This window comes from Paenarthrobacter sp. NPDC089322, assembly GCF_040684895.1.
In the GTDB taxonomy this organism is placed as follows: Bacteria; Actinomycetota; Actinomycetes; order Actinomycetales; family Micrococcaceae; genus Arthrobacter.
The window spans coordinates 33329-48405 of sequence record NZ_JBFBGW010000010.1 but is presented as its reverse complement, the minus strand read 5'-3'; the positions used below and the strand labels follow the sequence as shown (position 1 = coordinate 48405).

Sequence of the window (15077 nt, the reverse complement as noted above, 5' to 3'; positions counted from 1 at the left end):
TCCGTGAGCCTTGCACGTCGGCTCATCTCGGCCGGATTCAGTGATCTCGAAAAAGGTGAGCGTTTCCTTGCTGCCCCGGAACTCGAAGGGATAGAGCAGGATGCATTGTTCGCCGGGCTTTCCCTGGCGGCAAGTCCCGACACTGCCCTGCAATCACTGGTCCGCCTGATTGAAAAAAATCAAGGCCTGAAAAAGCTGGCGGCAGCGGACCCGGACACCAGTGAATCGCTCTACAGGCTCCTCGGGGCCTCGGAGGCGCTGGGAGAGTTCCTCATGCGCAGGCCGGAGCACCTTGACGTTTTCGAGGCCCGCGTTAGTCCAGAGCCGCTTCCTGCATCGAGCGAAGAGCTCCGGTCCGTGCTGCTCCGTTCGGTCAAGGCGGAGCCGGGTGCGCAGCGTCCCGTTGCGGGCATCACCGGACTGCCGGCGTACGCTGCCTTGCGCACGGCCTACCGGCGCGGGTTGACCGAGCTGGCGATCAAGGACCTTTGCGCAGCGTCCCCCCAGGACTTCATGCCGGCAGTAGGCGCCGAGCTGGCGGACCTTGCCGGAGCGGCCATCGAGGCCGCCCTTGCGGTCTCCCGGGCTGAAGCGGCAGGTCAGTTCAACGCCGCGGAGGTCGCCGACGTCGGTTTGGCGGTCATTGGCATGGGCAAGTGCGGGGCGCGGGAGCTGAACTACATTTCCGACGTCGACGTCATTTACGTGATTGAAGCTGAGGAGCTGGATGACGCGCGGGCCGCTACGATCGGCACGGCACTCGCTTCCGGCATTTCGCGGGCGATTTCCTCGTCGGCACCGGAGCCCGGCCTGTGGGAGGTGGACGCCAACCTTCGTCCGGAAGGGAAGTCCGGGCCCTTGGTCCGAACCCTCGCCTCACATCTGAGCTACTACGCACGTTGGGCTGAAAGCTGGGAGTTCCAAGCGCTCCTGAAAGCCCGCACAATTGCCGGTGACCGGGAGTTGGGCCAACGGTACGAAAAAGCCGTGGAACCTCTCGTCTGGGCATCGGCGGGCCGTGATGGTTTTGTTGAATCCGTCCAGGCAATGCGACGCAGGGTCACTGAACACATCCCGGCCTCCGAAGAACAGCGGCAGCTCAAATTGGGCCGGGGTGGCCTGCGTGACGTCGAGTTCACCGTCCAGCTGCTGCAGTTGGTCCATGGCAAATCCGATGAGTCACTTCGGTGCCGTGACACGACGTCGGCCATCGCCGCACTTTCTGCTGGTGGATACATCGGCCGAACTGACGCTGCCGGCTTCGACAACGCCTACCGTTATCTCCGCCTCTTGGAGCACCGCATCCAGCTGTTCCAACTGCGGAGAACGCATCTCATGCCGGCCTCACAAGAGGCCCAACGTGTCCTGGCCAAAGCCGTGCTGGGCCCGTTCTCCCTCGAGCGTCCCGCCCCTGACCAATTGATAGGCACGTGGCAAAAGACCAAGCGGTCGGTCCGTGAACTGCATGAACGGATCTTCTATAGGCCGCTCCTGAATACTGCCGCCAAGCTCAGCAGCGAAGACGCCAAGCTGAGCCCTGAAGCGGCCCAGGGGCGACTTGCCGCCTTGGGCTACCTGGATCCTCAAGGTGCCATGCGGCACATCGAAGCGCTGACGGCGGGTGTCAGCCGCCGGGCGGCGCTCCAGCGGCAGTTGCTGCCCATCCTGCTCGGTTGGCTCGCTGAAGGCGTGGATCCCGACGCCGGGCTCCTGGCATTTCGCCGCGTGAGCGAAGCACTGGGTACCACGCACTGGTATTTGGGCATGCTGCGCGATTCGCAGGCGGCCGCAGAGCGCTTGTGCCAGGTGTTGTCCAACTCAAGGTTGATCTCCGATTTGCTGGAAGTGTCTCCCGAATCGGTGGCCTGGCTGGGCAGCGACAAGGACTTGGCTCCCCTCGGCTTCGAGGCACAGTGGCAGGAAATTCAGTCCAAATTGTCGCGGCATGATGATCCCGAAAGTGCGATGCGCCTCATCCGCTTGATCCGCCGACGCGAGATCCTGCGCACTGCCATCGCCGACAGTGCGGGGCTGTTGGAACAAGACGAAGTGGGCATGGCCTTGGCCGAGGCGGACCGCGCGGCGGTTCTCGGCGCGTTGCATGTGGCGGAGGCCATGGTGGCCCAGTCCGGACCGGTGAAGACGGACGTCTTGGTGGTGGCCATGGGCCGGCAAGGGGGTCGCGAAATCGGCTACGGCTCCGACGCTGACGTCATGTATGTCCACCGTGCCCGGGACGGTTTCACGGATGAGGAAGCGCAGGAACAGGCGACGGCGCTGGTCGCCAAGGTTTCCAGCCTCCTCACCCAGCCGCTCAAGCCTGCCATCATGGCAGAGCGCGTGCTCACCGTGGACGCCGACCTGCGCCCCGAAGGCAAGAACGGGGCCATGGTGCGGTCCCTTGAATCGTATGCCGAGTACTATCGCCGATGGTCGCTGATTTGGGAGGCGCAGGCTTTGCTGCGGGCCAGGCCCATGGCTGGATCGGACAGCCTCGCTGCAGATTTCGTCGAACTCATCGATCCGATCCGCTACCCCAAGGAGCTTTCGGAGCAGGACGTCAGGGAAATCAGGCGGATCAAGGCACGCGTAGAGTCTGAACGGTTGCCCAGGGGTGCAGATCCGGCACGGCACCTGAAGCTCGGCCGCGGTGGCCTGAGCGACGTCGAGTGGCTTGTCCAGTTGCTCCAGTTGCAGCACGCGGGAAAGCACGCACGCATGCGGACAACGTCCACCTTGGAAGCACTCTCTGGCGCTGAGGACCTGGGGCTGTTATCCCCGGACGACGCCGGTTTGTTGCGTCAGGCATGGCGGCTCGCCAGCCGCATCCGCTCGGCAAATGTGATCGTCACAGGGCGCGCGTCGGATGTCCTGCCGTCATCCCGGAGGGATCTTGAAGCGGTGGCGCGCTGGTGCGGTTATGCCCCGGGGAATGCAGGGCAGTTCGAGGAAGACTACCTGCGGCTGAGCCGCCGCGCCCGGGGTGTCTTCGAGAAAGAGTTCTACGGCACCTGAGAACGGCGGACGGCTCGAGTTGGCAGGGTATCCGAACAGGAGCTTAGGCGGTTGCTGCGGACACGGCTTCCCGCGTATGCCGCAGCATACTCACTACGGGTGCTCCAGCTGCCAGTTTGCCGTCGACCACAAAACCCTCTTCACGGTCGCGTAAGGCGTCCACCATCCGTTGCCGCCATTGGGCGAGCACGGACTGGTGGGCAGCGTTTGCGGCGAGGTTGACGCACTCGTGCGGGTCGTCGTCGAGGTTGAACAGTTCCTCCGTGCCCTGGCCCGAACCCCAGATGTACTTGTGGTGCCCATCTGTGAGCCAGTGGAGGTTCTGGTCCCAGTACACGTGCTCACCATGAAGGACATCGCGGACAGGAGCCGCGCTGTGTCCGCGAACGATGGGCGCCAAGGACTTGCCATCCACGGAGTCGGGTATCGGGAGGCCCGCCAAGTCGAGCAGCGTCGGCATCACGTCCCTGAGTTCGACCACATGGTCTACCACGCCGCCGCGGACCGAGTCTGCTGCGGATGCGGCGTCGGCGATGATGAAGGGAACACGCGCCGAGCCTTCGTAGGGCACTGCCTTGCGGAACATGTGGTGATCGCCCATCATTTCCCCGTGGTCGCTGGTGAAGGCGATGACGGTGTCGTGGTCAAGGCCGAAGTCGGCCAGGGCCTCCTTGACGCGGTTGATCTGGAGGTCGATCTGCGCCATGAGGCCGTAATAGCCCGCACGTGCCCTGTGGACCACACGGTCCGGGATCGTTCCATTGCTTGCTTGGTAGTCGCCGTCCTGGCGGTACTCATCCCAGTGATGCTCCCAGTCACCCTCCACCGCTTTATAGTCCGGGATATTGAGGTACTGCTCGAAGGCCCACGACGGCGGATCGTACGGCGGGTGCGGGCGGTGGAAAGAAAGGTAGAGGAAGAAGGGCTTCACGGGATCCCGCCGGTGCATCCACTCAATCGCTTGCGTGCCCAGCCAATGCGTTGGGTGCAGGTTCTCGGCCTTGTCCCACGGGCGCGCCACGATGGAGTTGCAATTCACGCCGTGGTCGAAATACTCGGCTTCAGGCCCGATCCCCGGTTGGCGTCGCAGCCAGGGAACGTAGTCGTCGAACATCGCGAAATGATGTCGGTGTTCACGCCGGGCGTGGTGGAGGTACCCGTCGTGCAGGATGACGTCGTCGAATCCAAGCCGGGACCGCTCAGGCCAAACGTGCATCTTGCCGATCGCTTGGGTGTGGTATCCGGCTTTCCGGAACTCTTCCTGGACGGTCACCGGGTGTGCTGCGTGGAAGGGGACGCCGTCGTTGTATCCAACGCGCCCATGCCGTTCCTGCGACTGCCCCGTGAAGAGGGCAGCCCGTGCAGGTACGCAGGACGGAGTTGCTGAATAGCCCTTGCTGAAGCTCACCCCGTTCCTGGCGAGCTCGTCGAGGTGGGGGGTCTCCACATAGGGGTGTCCGGCTGAGGAGAGGCAATCGCCCCTCCACTCGTCCACGCAGATCAGGATGACGTTAGGCTGGGGCATCGTGGTTCCTTGAATCGTAGGAAACTGATGGATCCACCCTATCGGCGGGAGAACGATTATTGCGTGAACGTGACGGCAAGCTGCGTCTTTCAATCGACAACAAGCAAAGGTCCGATGGCGCACCTGTTTGGCTCATACCGCTAAAGCTCGTCGATGATGACGCGCGCGCCATGCACATGGGTGCTGTCGCCGACATGGCAGTCACTCCCGACCAGCGCGACTTCGTGGGCGACCCGCTTCGAATGATGTTGATCAGCCTCGAAGAGGATTCCCGTCGGCCCTATGTCATCGAAGCCGGGGGAGTGGCGGTGGGGGTCCTGACCCTGCAGAGCGGGGCAGCCCGACTGGCCGGGTGGTCGGACGACAATTCGGTTTGGTTGCTCAGGGGATTTTTGATTTCATCCGCGCACCAAGGGCGGGGCTACGGGACTTCCGCGGCAAAGGCCGCTGTGGAGGAAGCCCGGAAACTGACGGCAAGGCTGGGTGGCGGTCAGTCCGGCGTCGTACTTTCCGTCAACGAACGGAATCCGGCTGCCCAAGCGGCCTACGCAAAAGCCGGTTTTGTGGATTCCGGCCGGTATCTGGGTGGAGACGCCGGGCCGCAGCGCACCATGTACCGGGCATTTCGGCGCTGAAGTCTGTTCCACAAGGCACGCTTTAGCCTAAGATTCTCGCGTGACCGTCAGGCTGGATTCAGAAGGCGCGGCCTTTTCAGATGCGTGCTGCTTCCGTTGTGCGCAAGCCGGCCCCCACTGGTCCTCGCGGCATGGCCGTGGCGATCTCTTTGCCTGCCGACGCTGCTTTGCCACTTTTGCCGACGCTGAGCCGGACGGGGTCGAGCGGCTGGCTGCGTCCGTGACGCAGGGGCCAGCGGCGGTGCCATTCGTTGAAACCAAGTAGTCCCGTACGTCACGCGGCAAAAAACGAGTACACACTACTCGTGTCTGCGGCTGGGCGCGCTGGGCACCATGTTCGGTATGACAACGTATGTGATTGAACCGGCGGCCCTGATTCATCGCTGTCAGTGCTGCGGCGAAGAAACAGACCGCGTGTTCTGCGAGGATTGCGCAGCGCCCCAACAGCCTGGAGAGTCGCCGAGAATCGGACACTGACGGCTGGTCAGGAAACGGCAACGACGGACCCGTCCTTGGCTGAACGGCCGTGCGCCCTTATAGACTTCTTGGGTAACTTGCTCTCGACGCTAAGGAGAAGTGCATGGAATACAACGGAAGTTCGTCTGAGAAGGCCGTTCCTGCTGGAGAGTTGGATCGCCGTCACGTGGGGCAGTCGGTAAGTTTTCAGCCCAATGACTTCACCGTCGTCTTCGGGACAATAGCCGGCATCGCCAGGACTGATGCCCTCGTGTACCTGTCACTTGACGGGGTTTCGGGCGGTACGCACTTGAAAGACGAGTATGACCTGCCGGTCGACCACAACGTATACCTCCAGTTGGATCCGCTGAGCAGCGCTGAAAAGGGTCTTGCTGACGCGGCGAAGGCTGTCAGGGAAAAGCTGGACGAGTTCGGCAAGAACATCCGGGACCGGGAACAGGGTAAGGACTCGGAGTAAGTTTCCAGCAACAAAAAGGGTCGGCTTCAGGTGAAAACCTGAAGCCGACCCTTTCGTTATTGGGGTCCTCGGGGAACCGCGCCGCGGGTCTTGGCCCGGCGGCGGGTGGTCCTAGACGCCGTAGTAGAGCTCGAACTAAAACATGTTCAACTACTGATGTTGATTAGCGTTGAAATCCCCTAGATTCCGGGCTTTTTGTCGTTGACCAGCAGGGGTGCAAATTTGGCAAAATTGACCCTCTTGCGGACTTTCTGCGGACTGCGGTGCTCTTACGGTCGCTTGGGGATCCTTGGCGGGCGCCGCCCTGGCGACTTGTCCGGGGGCGGCTGCTTGCGGTTCATTGCCTGGATAGCGTCAATGTCCCCCGAAGTGAAACGGAGGCTCCCACCAAGCATGATATGAGGCCAGGTCTGGGACTTCTTAAGCCTGTACGCATGCGAACGGGTGATCTTCAAGAGGTCAGATACTTCCACGATCGTGTATAGCTGTTGATTCATACCGCGACAGTAGGCAGGCTGCGGCACCCCTAGCCAACCCAAGGCGGCTTGACTTAGGCCCGTTACTGCGTGGATACGTCAACCTACCCAGACTCACTGCGCCGAACTACTGCGTTCCACTTGACCCGTTGTAGGAAGGTAATCAAAATCGGGCTCAAAGTCTTCCAGAGGTGACCGAACTATTACGCCGGCCTCCGCCTTCAGATCATCCATCATCTTCCGGAAACCCACAGGGTCAAACCTAGCCATGCCGGGGACAGTACAGGCGGGGTCTGACACCCAGACGATTCGGCAGTCGGGCGTTTGAGGGAAACAAACCAGCATTCCTGTTGCCAATATCTGCAAACGATGTAGTATCCCCATATCCGGCGCGTCTGCCGGGTGATGGGGGCAACGTACTGGGGGTAATCGTCGGCAAGAGGCCGCTTAGATTTCGCACACGCTAATGCCAGCGTTCAAAGGCATCTATCTCGCATCCGAATCCACTTGCAATACTTTGTCGCGCCCAAAATCAGGGCGCGCGGAGGGGGAACAAAATGAGTCAAGACCACCAACCGAACTACACTCCACCGCCCCCGCAGGGATACCAGCCCCCGCAGGCTTACCAGCAGCAACCATATCCAGGCCAGAATTCATACACTCACCCATTCCAACAGCCGGCAGCACCCCAAAAGTCATTCCTAGTGACTTGGCTTCTCGCGCTTTTGGTTGGCGTGTTCGGTGTTGACCGTTTCTATCTTGGCAAGGTGGGGACGGGCATCGCGAAGCTTCTTACCATCGGCGGTTTGGGTGTCTGGGCACTTGTGGACCTCATTCTCGTGCTTGCCAATAAGCAAACAGACAAGCACCGCCGCCCCTTGGAGGGGTACGACAAGCACAAGGTTGTTGCCTTGATTGTTACTGCCGTCTTTGTCGTCGCCAGCATTGCACTGAACGCTACCCGCGCCACAACGGCGCCGGCCACGCTCTCACCGGCCCCCGCGGCAACCACCGCCCCAACCGTCGAGCCAACAGCTTCCGAAGCAGGAACACGCTCTGAAGCCCCAGCCGCAACGTCCACGCCAGCTCCGGTAAAGACATCAGAAGCGCCCGCCCCGGCTGCGCCCAAGGTGAAGACGCAAACCTTCACAGGGGCCGGCGATGACATCGTTACTGCAGACCTGGCAGGGGAGCCAGCGATCGTGACTTTTGCCTGTGAGCTTTGTAGCAGCAACACGGTGCTGAAAACCAACGGTCGGGAGAGTCTGCTCGTTAACACCATCGGCGCCTACGCCGGCAAGCATGTAGTAGATACTCGTTCAACGTCCGTTACCTCGGAATTTGAAATCAACGCTGATGCTGCATGGACGTTGAGCATTGAAGACATCACGACCATCGCACCTTCCGCAGGTCCTGTTAGTGGGCGTGGTGACCAGGTTGTGCTGCTCTCCGGAAAGTCCACTAAAGCGACTATCACCCATCAGGGCGAAGGAAACTTCGTTGTGCAGGGGTACGGAGGAAGTTACCCAGAGTTGGCTGTCAATGAAATTGGTTCCTACAGCGGTACCGTGAAACTGACCGGACCTGGCTTTGTTCAGGTGAACGCTGAAGGCGACTGGACCATCACCCCCGGCTAGCCACGACACCATAAGGGTCCCATTGAAACGCATTTTAGGAATGGCTGGCGCAGGAATGCTGGCCCTACTGGTGTCCTCCTGCGGAACAGGACACGCCACCGCTGGATCCGGTTCAGCTGGTAGTTCCACACCTTCAACTACTCCTACGGCAACTACAGCTCAGTACGCCAGCATCATCACTGAGCGGGAGGAAGCCTGGCGTGATTACGAAGAGAACATCTTGGATTGTGCGCTGGCATCAGTTGGGAAGTCTGCCGTGGACAGCATAAAGCGAACAACGTGCGGCTACACCGTGATGACCGTGACTCTGACGGCTAGGCAAGCAGTTACTGAATTGCGGCTGCTGCCCGACCCGCCGGCTGAAGTGGCGACACTCGTTGAGCGCACGGTCAAGGCCTTGGACGTTTTGGCCAAGAACCCTGCTGCGACGGTTTGCGAGGTCAAGGATAGTAAGGCGTGTGATGAGGCGATCACGCGAGCAAATGGGGAAATTCGCCCATTGATCCCCATCCTTGACGCCTGGAAGCCCTACACCCGGTAGTTCGCTGTGATCAGTTGTGTGCCCTGTCGCTTAATAGTGACAGGGCACATCGGCTTTGGAGCGTTGTCGGCTTGCTAGAGAAGACGATAAGACCCGAACCTCACGTTCGCTAACGATTCGAGCAGGTGAGCCCAAGGAGTTGGCGGCGCAGTGGAGCCTGGGTCCCTGCCATGCGGCCACCGACCTTGGGCCAGACCGTTGCGGTTGTTCTGGTGCTGGGTGGTAGGTAGGCTTGAAAGCTAAGGAGCCTGATGATTCGTCAGTTTCCTAGGAGGCCCACCAATAGCAACGGGGACACGCAGCAATGAAAGACCCACGGCAAACAGCGCGAGACCTCATAGAACAAAACGACATCACTCTAGAAAGACTCTGGGCTAGTTACTGGGGTAATGGCGGAAGCGCTGCTATCACGGACCTCGACGCATACATATACGAAGCAAAGAACCCGCCACAATTCGAACTCACACTTCTCGCCTTGGCAATCGAAGACCTGGAAGACACCGCCCCCCGAGCGTGATCGCTCATTCCATGAACGACCCAAAGCCACAATCCGGCATTAACAAGCCCCGAGATGAGCCACAATGCGACACCTTTTGTTGGGGAATTTAAGGCATGGCTAGCCGCCGTAGGTGCCTCGTTATCGAAGACGACCCTGATGTCGGCGGCCTAATCGAAGCAATACTGACGCAAGCAGGCTTCGATGTTTACCTTAGGGGGTCAGACGAGGATGGCCTAAGCGAGGCAATGGTTCCTGAATTGGCTCTCATTACCGTGGACGTGGGGCTCCCGGACATGAGTGGATGGGAGGTCGCACTAAGGCTGCGGGACCTCACGGATGCGCCCATTCTTATGATTACGGCACGCCTCACGGAGATGGATGATCTGGACGCTATGGCGGCAGGGGTCTCGGCTTTCCTCGCCAAGCCCTTCCGGCCAACCCAACTGCGCGCACTCGTGCAACAGCTATGCCCAATCGTCCCGTTTTGCCCGTGAGCCTGGAGGTAGGTGCGATGTGCGCGGGAAATCATCCCCGAAGAGTACAAGCCATTGTTCTCGATATGATGCCCTGAAGGATGCCATATGGAATACGATCCAAAAACGAACACCTACACGTCACATGGCCCCAAGGCGCAAGCCGAGGAAAACGAACGTGAACTGAAGAGTCTTCGCAAGGAAAACGCCATGCTGAGGGAGCGGATACGCGACCTCGAAGCAGAACTTAACGAATACAAGTCGTAGACGTGCCCTTCTTCGTAAGGACCTTGGGGGTAACGTCGAGAGCGAGCGACCCCGGTTAGGCTATCGGCCAGCCGTTACCCGATTAGTAAGGCTCCTCACTTTTGCTGGCCTGGTCCCCGGCCCTTGGGTTGATGGCTGACACCAGAACTTCATAGGGCGGCAAGAGCCGGCACTTTATGGAGTGCCGGCTCGTCATTTGAGTTGAACGGCTTTCCCACCTGGGCAACTCGTGGCACTCCGACTGTCCAGATCCGCGGCATGCTCGGCGACGGTCATATCAAAGGCACCCAAATTGGTGGCCGGAACGCCGAACAATCAGATGCACATAGACATTGCAGCATCGGTCTAAGATCCATTTGTGAGTGAACAGAGCATCAACAACCTTGTGGCGGCGATTGCGGCCGCGATTGCTGTACTCAGCTTGATTGCCAGCTGGGTACGGGCGGGGGCAGCGAATCGGACCGCGGCGGCATCAAGTATCACTGCTAAGGACGCGTTGGCGGAAAGTAAGAGAGCCAACCGGACCGCTGAGGACGCCAACAAGATAGCCCAGCGTCTACACGACGAATCAGGCGGGCGGGTGACAGTGCGGATGAATGCTGCTGCTTATCAGCCAAGGAGGGCTGACGGTGGTCTCCACACCCAGGGATCGGGTGAATTCTATCTGGAGGAAATCGAAGCCGCCTGCGTGGAGCTGTGCCAGATCGTGGTCGAAAATCCAGGTCGAACGGGAGTCACCGTGACGGACGTTAGATTGCGTTTCGAAGGCCTCCCGCACAGGTATGCCGCGACAACTCCGTGTCTGACGCTGGATTCTACTTTCCATGGTCAGAGTTCAATTCCGGATAGATGCTTTCGGTTGGAACCCTATGACCGGAAGACTTTGCTGATGGACTACTGGTCGGTCGTTGACAGTCTGTTTACCAAAAACCCGAGCCTGGCAGAAGTTTCAATTCATGCGGAGGTTGAAGTGGCAGGGCACGGTAACGTTTTCCACTCAAAGGCTCACGGCAACTGGACGATACAAAGACGTATGGTCAGCGCGTATGGTGATCACTTCATTCGTCGGCCGCGAAATGTGATACTAACGTCAATGATGCGGACCTACTTTCAGAAGCTCTCACACCTGAACGGTCTTGGAGAGTACGCGGCAACAGCTGAGCAAATGATTGACCCCTCATGGAATTTCGAAGCGATCAAGGACCGTCTGGAACTAGTCAAAACCCATCCCAAGGCGGGCCTTTTCGCCTTGGAGGACCGAAACTTTGATACAGATGGATTGGCTCTGGCGCTATGGAGCCATCATGAAGCGTTGGGGGAGCAGATTAGGCCCTTTCCGGTCCCCGAGGTAGTGAAGCAGGGACATCAGGAATGGGTCGCCTGTCAGGATCAACCACAAGAGGGGAGTTGAATTGATGCGAAAGCGCGCGTGCATCTTCTCTCAATCTTCAGGTCCGCTGACCCAGGAACATGTCCTGCCCCGACGACGGAGCACGCATGCGTACTGACGCGTCAGCGCATTGCGAGTATCTGCCTGACGATTAGGCTGATACTTTCCAGCCAATGATCCAAGAAGTAGGAAGCTCCTTCGAGGCATAAGAACCGAGTGCCAATCTCGGGCTCCCGTCCACCTACAACGAGCCTATTGCGAGCATGCGTTCTGGTCTAATGCCTCCGGAGAATGACGCCGCAGCAGGTGGCCACTTCACCGCGCTCGATAAATCACCTCATCTACGTCGGCCCAAAAGCAAGGAGACCTATGAATGGCGCGACTTCAAGTACGAACGAGAAGATCGAGCTGAACAATCGCGAGCTGGCGCTCTATGTTCGAGAGGTTGTCTATCAAGCAAGAATCATGCGAAAAGCTGTGGAGGAATACAACGTTGGACTCCATCAAGGCGAAACAACAACCGTCCTCGTAGCGGCGCAGAACGCCATCAACGCTGCAATGGCCATCAATCGTCTCTTCTGGGTAACGTTTCCCAACCGCTCTGGAGCCCCGGACGATGCAACACTGCAGAAGCGAGCGTTCTCTCTAGCGAGAGCTAAGCAGTTGAGGAAAATAATGGGCAATATCAACCAGGAGACCTCGCCACTGGCAGATCGCAAGGTCCGAAACGCTTTTGAACACTTTGAACAGTATCTCGATGACTTCCTGTTCGACCAGCGTAGTGGTGATGACCAGAACGGCTTCATTGGGGATGTCATAGTGGCGCCCCGGGATGGCATCCTGGTAAGTGGTAAGCCACCCATTCACCTTCGTCACGTTCACCCAGATGTTCATGAGGTTGGGGTCCTGACGGTGAAGACTGACCTGCTGGCTCTTGCAGCCGAGGTTGTGCGAGTTGACTGCCTGGCTAAGGAATGGCTACGCATAAACGACGAGCCGCAGGGGATCTAGTCGTCGAAGACTGCAGGCCATCGTAGCCAGAGTCGAGAGGTAGAGTCTGGACTATGGGAAAACCTGAACGCGATGCGGCGACGGTGATCGCTGACGCAGAGGCAATGCTTCGCACGGCACGACTCGGACTCAAGGACTTCAAAGGGGCCGATATGGAGCGGCGACTACCCGGGTTGTCGAACGCTGTGGTGTTTGGGCGAGCTGTCACCAATGTAATCGAGAACCTAAGGTCGCGGGTCGATTCATTTGCCGAGTGGTACCGGCCTCGGAGCGCAGCCCTTGGCAAGGATGCGACGTTCAAGCGGCTGTACCAGATGCGTAGCGAGATACTAAAGCAAGGCAGTAGTGGGGTTAGTACCAAAGTCATTGTGGAAAGCTTCGATTCGCGGGACCTTGCTCCGCTGATGGCATCGCCGCCGCCGGGGGCAACTCGTTTCTTTATGTTTGATCAAACTGGCGGGTCAGGATGGGAAGTGGAGCTTCCTACGGGATACACGGTTCGGTACTATGTTGCGCTGCCTGACTCTGTGAAGGCTTCCTCGTCGCTCACCCTCCGTCTCGGTGATGAGGACATAGACGCAGCGCCCGTCTTGGAGAGATATTTGGAGGCCATGGAGCGGATCGTTTCTGACGCTAAGTCAAAGTTTCTGTAGTTAGCCATCACAACAGAAACGACGAAAGACCCCACCCGATTGAGGGTAGGGGTCTTTGCGTTAGGTGGCTGGTTCTTTGGGTGCGACCTTGAGACGCAGCAGGAACGAACCAAGCGAGGTCAGGAGAGACTTACCGATGAGGATCCCGAACGTCACCCAGAACTGTTGCGTGGTGATGTCCGCCGTGGTCAGCAAGTCATTCAAACCCATGCCGATCAGGACAAGGGCGTCAAGGATGATGCCCGTGTACAAGGTCCGCCACGCACGATTCAGCGCGTCAGACTTCACAGACAAAGGGGCTGCATGGTTACCCATTTACTTGCCTCCCAGTGCGGTGCCGAGTTCGGACACGACTTGCTTGGCGAGTTCCGGGGGCAGTGCTGCGGCGAGTGCGCGTGCCAGCTCTGTCGGGTTCACCGTGGCGTTGGTCGCCTTGAGCGATTCAATGGCGGCGTACACAGCCCCGGCGTGGCGCTTACCAGACTCGCCAGGAGACACAGCATCAAGGACAGCCTCAGCCGCAGCAGCAGCCCGAGCAGCGTCAGCCGCCACGGAACCAGCTTCCTTGTAACCGGACCTGCCAGCGCTTGCAGTTTCCCAAAGCCAGTTAAGGCGTTCGCGATCAAGGTCGGTGAACATGTCGTCTTCTTCCGTTGGGGTAGAGCTTTGCGGGTTGATTGATTCGCCGCCGCCGATAAGCATGTGGGGGCGTGCACGAAGCACGCCGAGTAGCGGGCCGGTGCCCGCGTGGGAGTAGGCCAGCCTTGCGCGGTGCGCGGGCTTAGCGCTGTAGTAGTTGCCGTCAACGAACTGCCACGGGTACGCGAACCCGTCTTGCTGGATGACGTTCATGCCCGTCCAGTCCGCTGATTCGATGATGAACGTGTGGCCCCACTGGTTGAGGTTGTCCCCGGCAGTAACGCCAACGTCCCACCGCTGCGGAACAAAGCCGTGGTAGTAGTCGATGCGCTCCCAGTACTTGTCCGGGGCGCGGTCGAGTAGTCCGTTAGCACCAGCAACCCCGCCCACGCATTCAGGCCAGGGGACACCGAAGATGAACTCCCCGAAGTGGTCAACAGCATCAACGCACTGGAAGCCATAACGACCATCGGGGTTCAACGCTGTGCCGACAACGGAGTTCATCCACACTTCGCGAATGTCAGTCATAGGTTTGTCCTAGTCATAGAGGCCGTCCGGCCATTCGGGTGGCGGGGGCGGATTGCCCTGGTTGATGTGCTCGCGGAGCTTGTTGATGTAGTTGTCACGGATCATCTCGCGCCGCTTCGCTTTGTTCTGCTCAGCCTTGAGGTCCGCGATGTCCGCTTTCATAGCCGCGGTTTCCTTCTCTCGGGCCTCGCGGTCGTCCTTGATCTGCTCCTGCAACTGATCGATCAGAGCGTTCTCAGGTTTGCCCTTGTGCTGGATCTTGGTCGCCAACCATGTGCCGCACACCGTGACAGCAGCGACGGCGACGGACCCTACTACAGCCCATTCATTCACTGGTGCCGCCCGACTGTTCCTGTTGCTTCCTGAGCATGTCCTGTAGAGCGGTGACCTTGATGAGGAACCCAAGCACAAGGCCGGCTGGGGTGAGCCAGATCATCGCCGCCGTCGCAAGGTCAGGGTTCGTGAACCCAGTCAAAGCCCATGCGAACAGGTAACCAACACCCCACGCAGCAACAGCCCCCACAACCAGGGACAGGCCATGTCGGGTGTGACGGTTGATCATGTCAGCGATACACAGAATCCCGGCAGTGAACCAAACAGCAGCCCACAACCCAAGGATCCTGCCGTCAAACGTCACAAGGGACTGACCAAGGTTCAGGCTTTCAGGGTTGATCGTCGCGTACGACAGGCCGCGGGTAAACGCAAGAACCGCCCCCGATGTCAACGCTATGTTGCGTCCAATGATGACGCGGCGGTGTGGTTTCACAGGTGGCCCCCCAATGGGCGTATTGTTTGTTTCACCCATCCGGGCGAGCCTCCTAAACAGGCTTGAGACGGTTAGGGTACTGACGCCC

Annotated in this window: 16 protein-coding genes; 10 read left to right on the top strand and 6 right to left on the bottom strand. The window is 59.3% G+C overall.

Annotated elements, in window-relative coordinates; all coding sequences use genetic code 11:
• Window positions 1-3 precede the first annotated feature (3 nt).
• On the top strand, window positions 4-3015 hold the full coding sequence (locus AB0N65_RS11950; RefSeq protein WP_364161419.1) for a bifunctional [glutamine synthetase] adenylyltransferase/[glutamine synthetase]-adenylyl-L-tyrosine phosphorylase: 3012 nt from the start codon (window positions 4-6) through the stop codon (window positions 3013-3015).
• Between the two features lie 43 nt (window positions 3016-3058).
• Here the strand turns inward: AB0N65_RS11950 and AB0N65_RS11945 are convergent, their stop codons facing one another.
• Window positions 3059-4540, bottom strand: coding sequence for an arylsulfatase (locus AB0N65_RS11945; RefSeq protein ID WP_364161417.1), 1482 nt, complete (start codon window positions 4538-4540; stop codon window positions 3059-3061).
• 170 nt (window positions 4541-4710) lie between these two features.
• On the opposite strand from AB0N65_RS11945, the gene AB0N65_RS11940 reads away from it, so the two are divergent.
• Together AB0N65_RS11940 and AB0N65_RS11935 are read left to right on the top strand one after the other, a co-directional pair.
• Window positions 4711-5175 (top strand): GNAT family N-acetyltransferase, encoded by a 465-nt coding sequence (locus AB0N65_RS11940; protein WP_364161576.1) that lies wholly within the window; start codon window positions 4711-4713, stop codon window positions 5173-5175.
• Window positions 5176-5755: 580 nt separating this feature from the next.
• Window positions 5756-6109: a hypothetical protein gene (locus tag AB0N65_RS11935; protein ID WP_364161415.1), complete on the top strand. Its 354-nt coding sequence runs from the start codon at window positions 5756-5758 to the stop codon at window positions 6107-6109.
• Window positions 6110-6378: 269 nt separating this feature from the next.
• Here the strand turns inward: AB0N65_RS11935 and AB0N65_RS11930 are convergent, their stop codons facing one another.
• Complete coding sequence (locus tag AB0N65_RS11930; protein ID WP_364161413.1) at window positions 6379-6606, bottom strand: helix-turn-helix domain-containing protein; 228 nt, start codon at window positions 6604-6606, stop codon at window positions 6379-6381.
• 536 nt (window positions 6607-7142) lie between these two features.
• Here AB0N65_RS11930 and AB0N65_RS11925 point away from each other — a divergent pair.
• The 7 genes from AB0N65_RS11925 (at window position 7143) to AB0N65_RS11895 (ending at window position 13056) form a co-directional block, all read left to right on the top strand.
• Window positions 7143-8222: a TM2 domain-containing protein gene (locus AB0N65_RS11925; RefSeq protein ID WP_364161411.1), complete on the top strand. Its 1080-nt coding sequence runs from the start codon at window positions 7143-7145 to the stop codon at window positions 8220-8222.
• Window positions 8223-8244: 22 nt separating this feature from the next.
• Window positions 8245-8763 carry a hypothetical protein gene (locus tag AB0N65_RS11920; protein WP_364161409.1) on the top strand — a complete coding sequence of 173 codons (519 nt, stop codon included), beginning with the start codon at window positions 8245-8247 and terminating at the stop codon, window positions 8761-8763.
• A 612-nt stretch (window positions 8764-9375) separates the two neighbouring features.
• Window positions 9376-9756: a response regulator gene (locus tag AB0N65_RS11915; RefSeq protein ID WP_364161407.1), complete on the top strand. Its 381-nt coding sequence runs from the start codon at window positions 9376-9378 to the stop codon at window positions 9754-9756.
• An 87-nt stretch (window positions 9757-9843) separates the two neighbouring features.
• Window positions 9844-10002: a hypothetical protein gene (locus tag AB0N65_RS11910; protein WP_364161405.1), complete on the top strand. Its 159-nt coding sequence runs from the start codon at window positions 9844-9846 to the stop codon at window positions 10000-10002.
• 358 nt (window positions 10003-10360) lie between these two features.
• The gene (locus tag AB0N65_RS11905; RefSeq protein WP_364161403.1) at window positions 10361-11413 is read left to right on the top strand and encodes a hypothetical protein; all 1053 of its coding nucleotides are present in this window, start codon (window positions 10361-10363) and stop codon (window positions 11411-11413) included.
• Between the two features lie 348 nt (window positions 11414-11761).
• Complete coding sequence (locus tag AB0N65_RS11900) at window positions 11762-12403, top strand: hypothetical protein (protein WP_364161401.1); 642 nt, start codon at window positions 11762-11764, stop codon at window positions 12401-12403.
• A 53-nt stretch (window positions 12404-12456) separates the two neighbouring features.
• Window positions 12457-13056, top strand: a complete 600-nt coding sequence (locus AB0N65_RS11895; protein WP_364161397.1) for a hypothetical protein — start codon at window positions 12457-12459, stop codon at window positions 13054-13056.
• Window positions 13057-13116: 60 nt separating this feature from the next.
• Here the strand turns inward: AB0N65_RS11895 and AB0N65_RS11890 are convergent, their stop codons facing one another.
• Genes AB0N65_RS11890 through AB0N65_RS11875 form a run of 4 tightly spaced genes read right to left on the bottom strand, consistent with a single transcriptional unit; the run spans window position 13117 to window position 14989 of the window.
• The gene (locus AB0N65_RS11890; RefSeq protein ID WP_364161395.1) at window positions 13117-13371 is read right to left on the bottom strand and encodes a hypothetical protein; all 255 of its coding nucleotides are present in this window, start codon (window positions 13369-13371) and stop codon (window positions 13117-13119) included.
• Window positions 13372-14223, bottom strand: coding sequence for a hypothetical protein (locus tag AB0N65_RS11885; protein WP_364161393.1), 852 nt, complete (start codon window positions 14221-14223; stop codon window positions 13372-13374).
• 9 nt (window positions 14224-14232) lie between these two features.
• Window positions 14233-14556 carry a hypothetical protein gene (locus tag AB0N65_RS11880; RefSeq protein ID WP_364161391.1) on the bottom strand — a complete coding sequence of 108 codons (324 nt, stop codon included), beginning with the start codon at window positions 14554-14556 and terminating at the stop codon, window positions 14233-14235.
• Window positions 14549-14989 (bottom strand): hypothetical protein, encoded by a 441-nt coding sequence (locus tag AB0N65_RS11875; RefSeq protein ID WP_364161389.1) that lies wholly within the window; start codon window positions 14987-14989, stop codon window positions 14549-14551. Before AB0N65_RS11875 ends, AB0N65_RS11880 begins: the two co-directional genes overlap by 8 nt.
• Window positions 14990-15077: the final 88 nt, after the last annotated feature.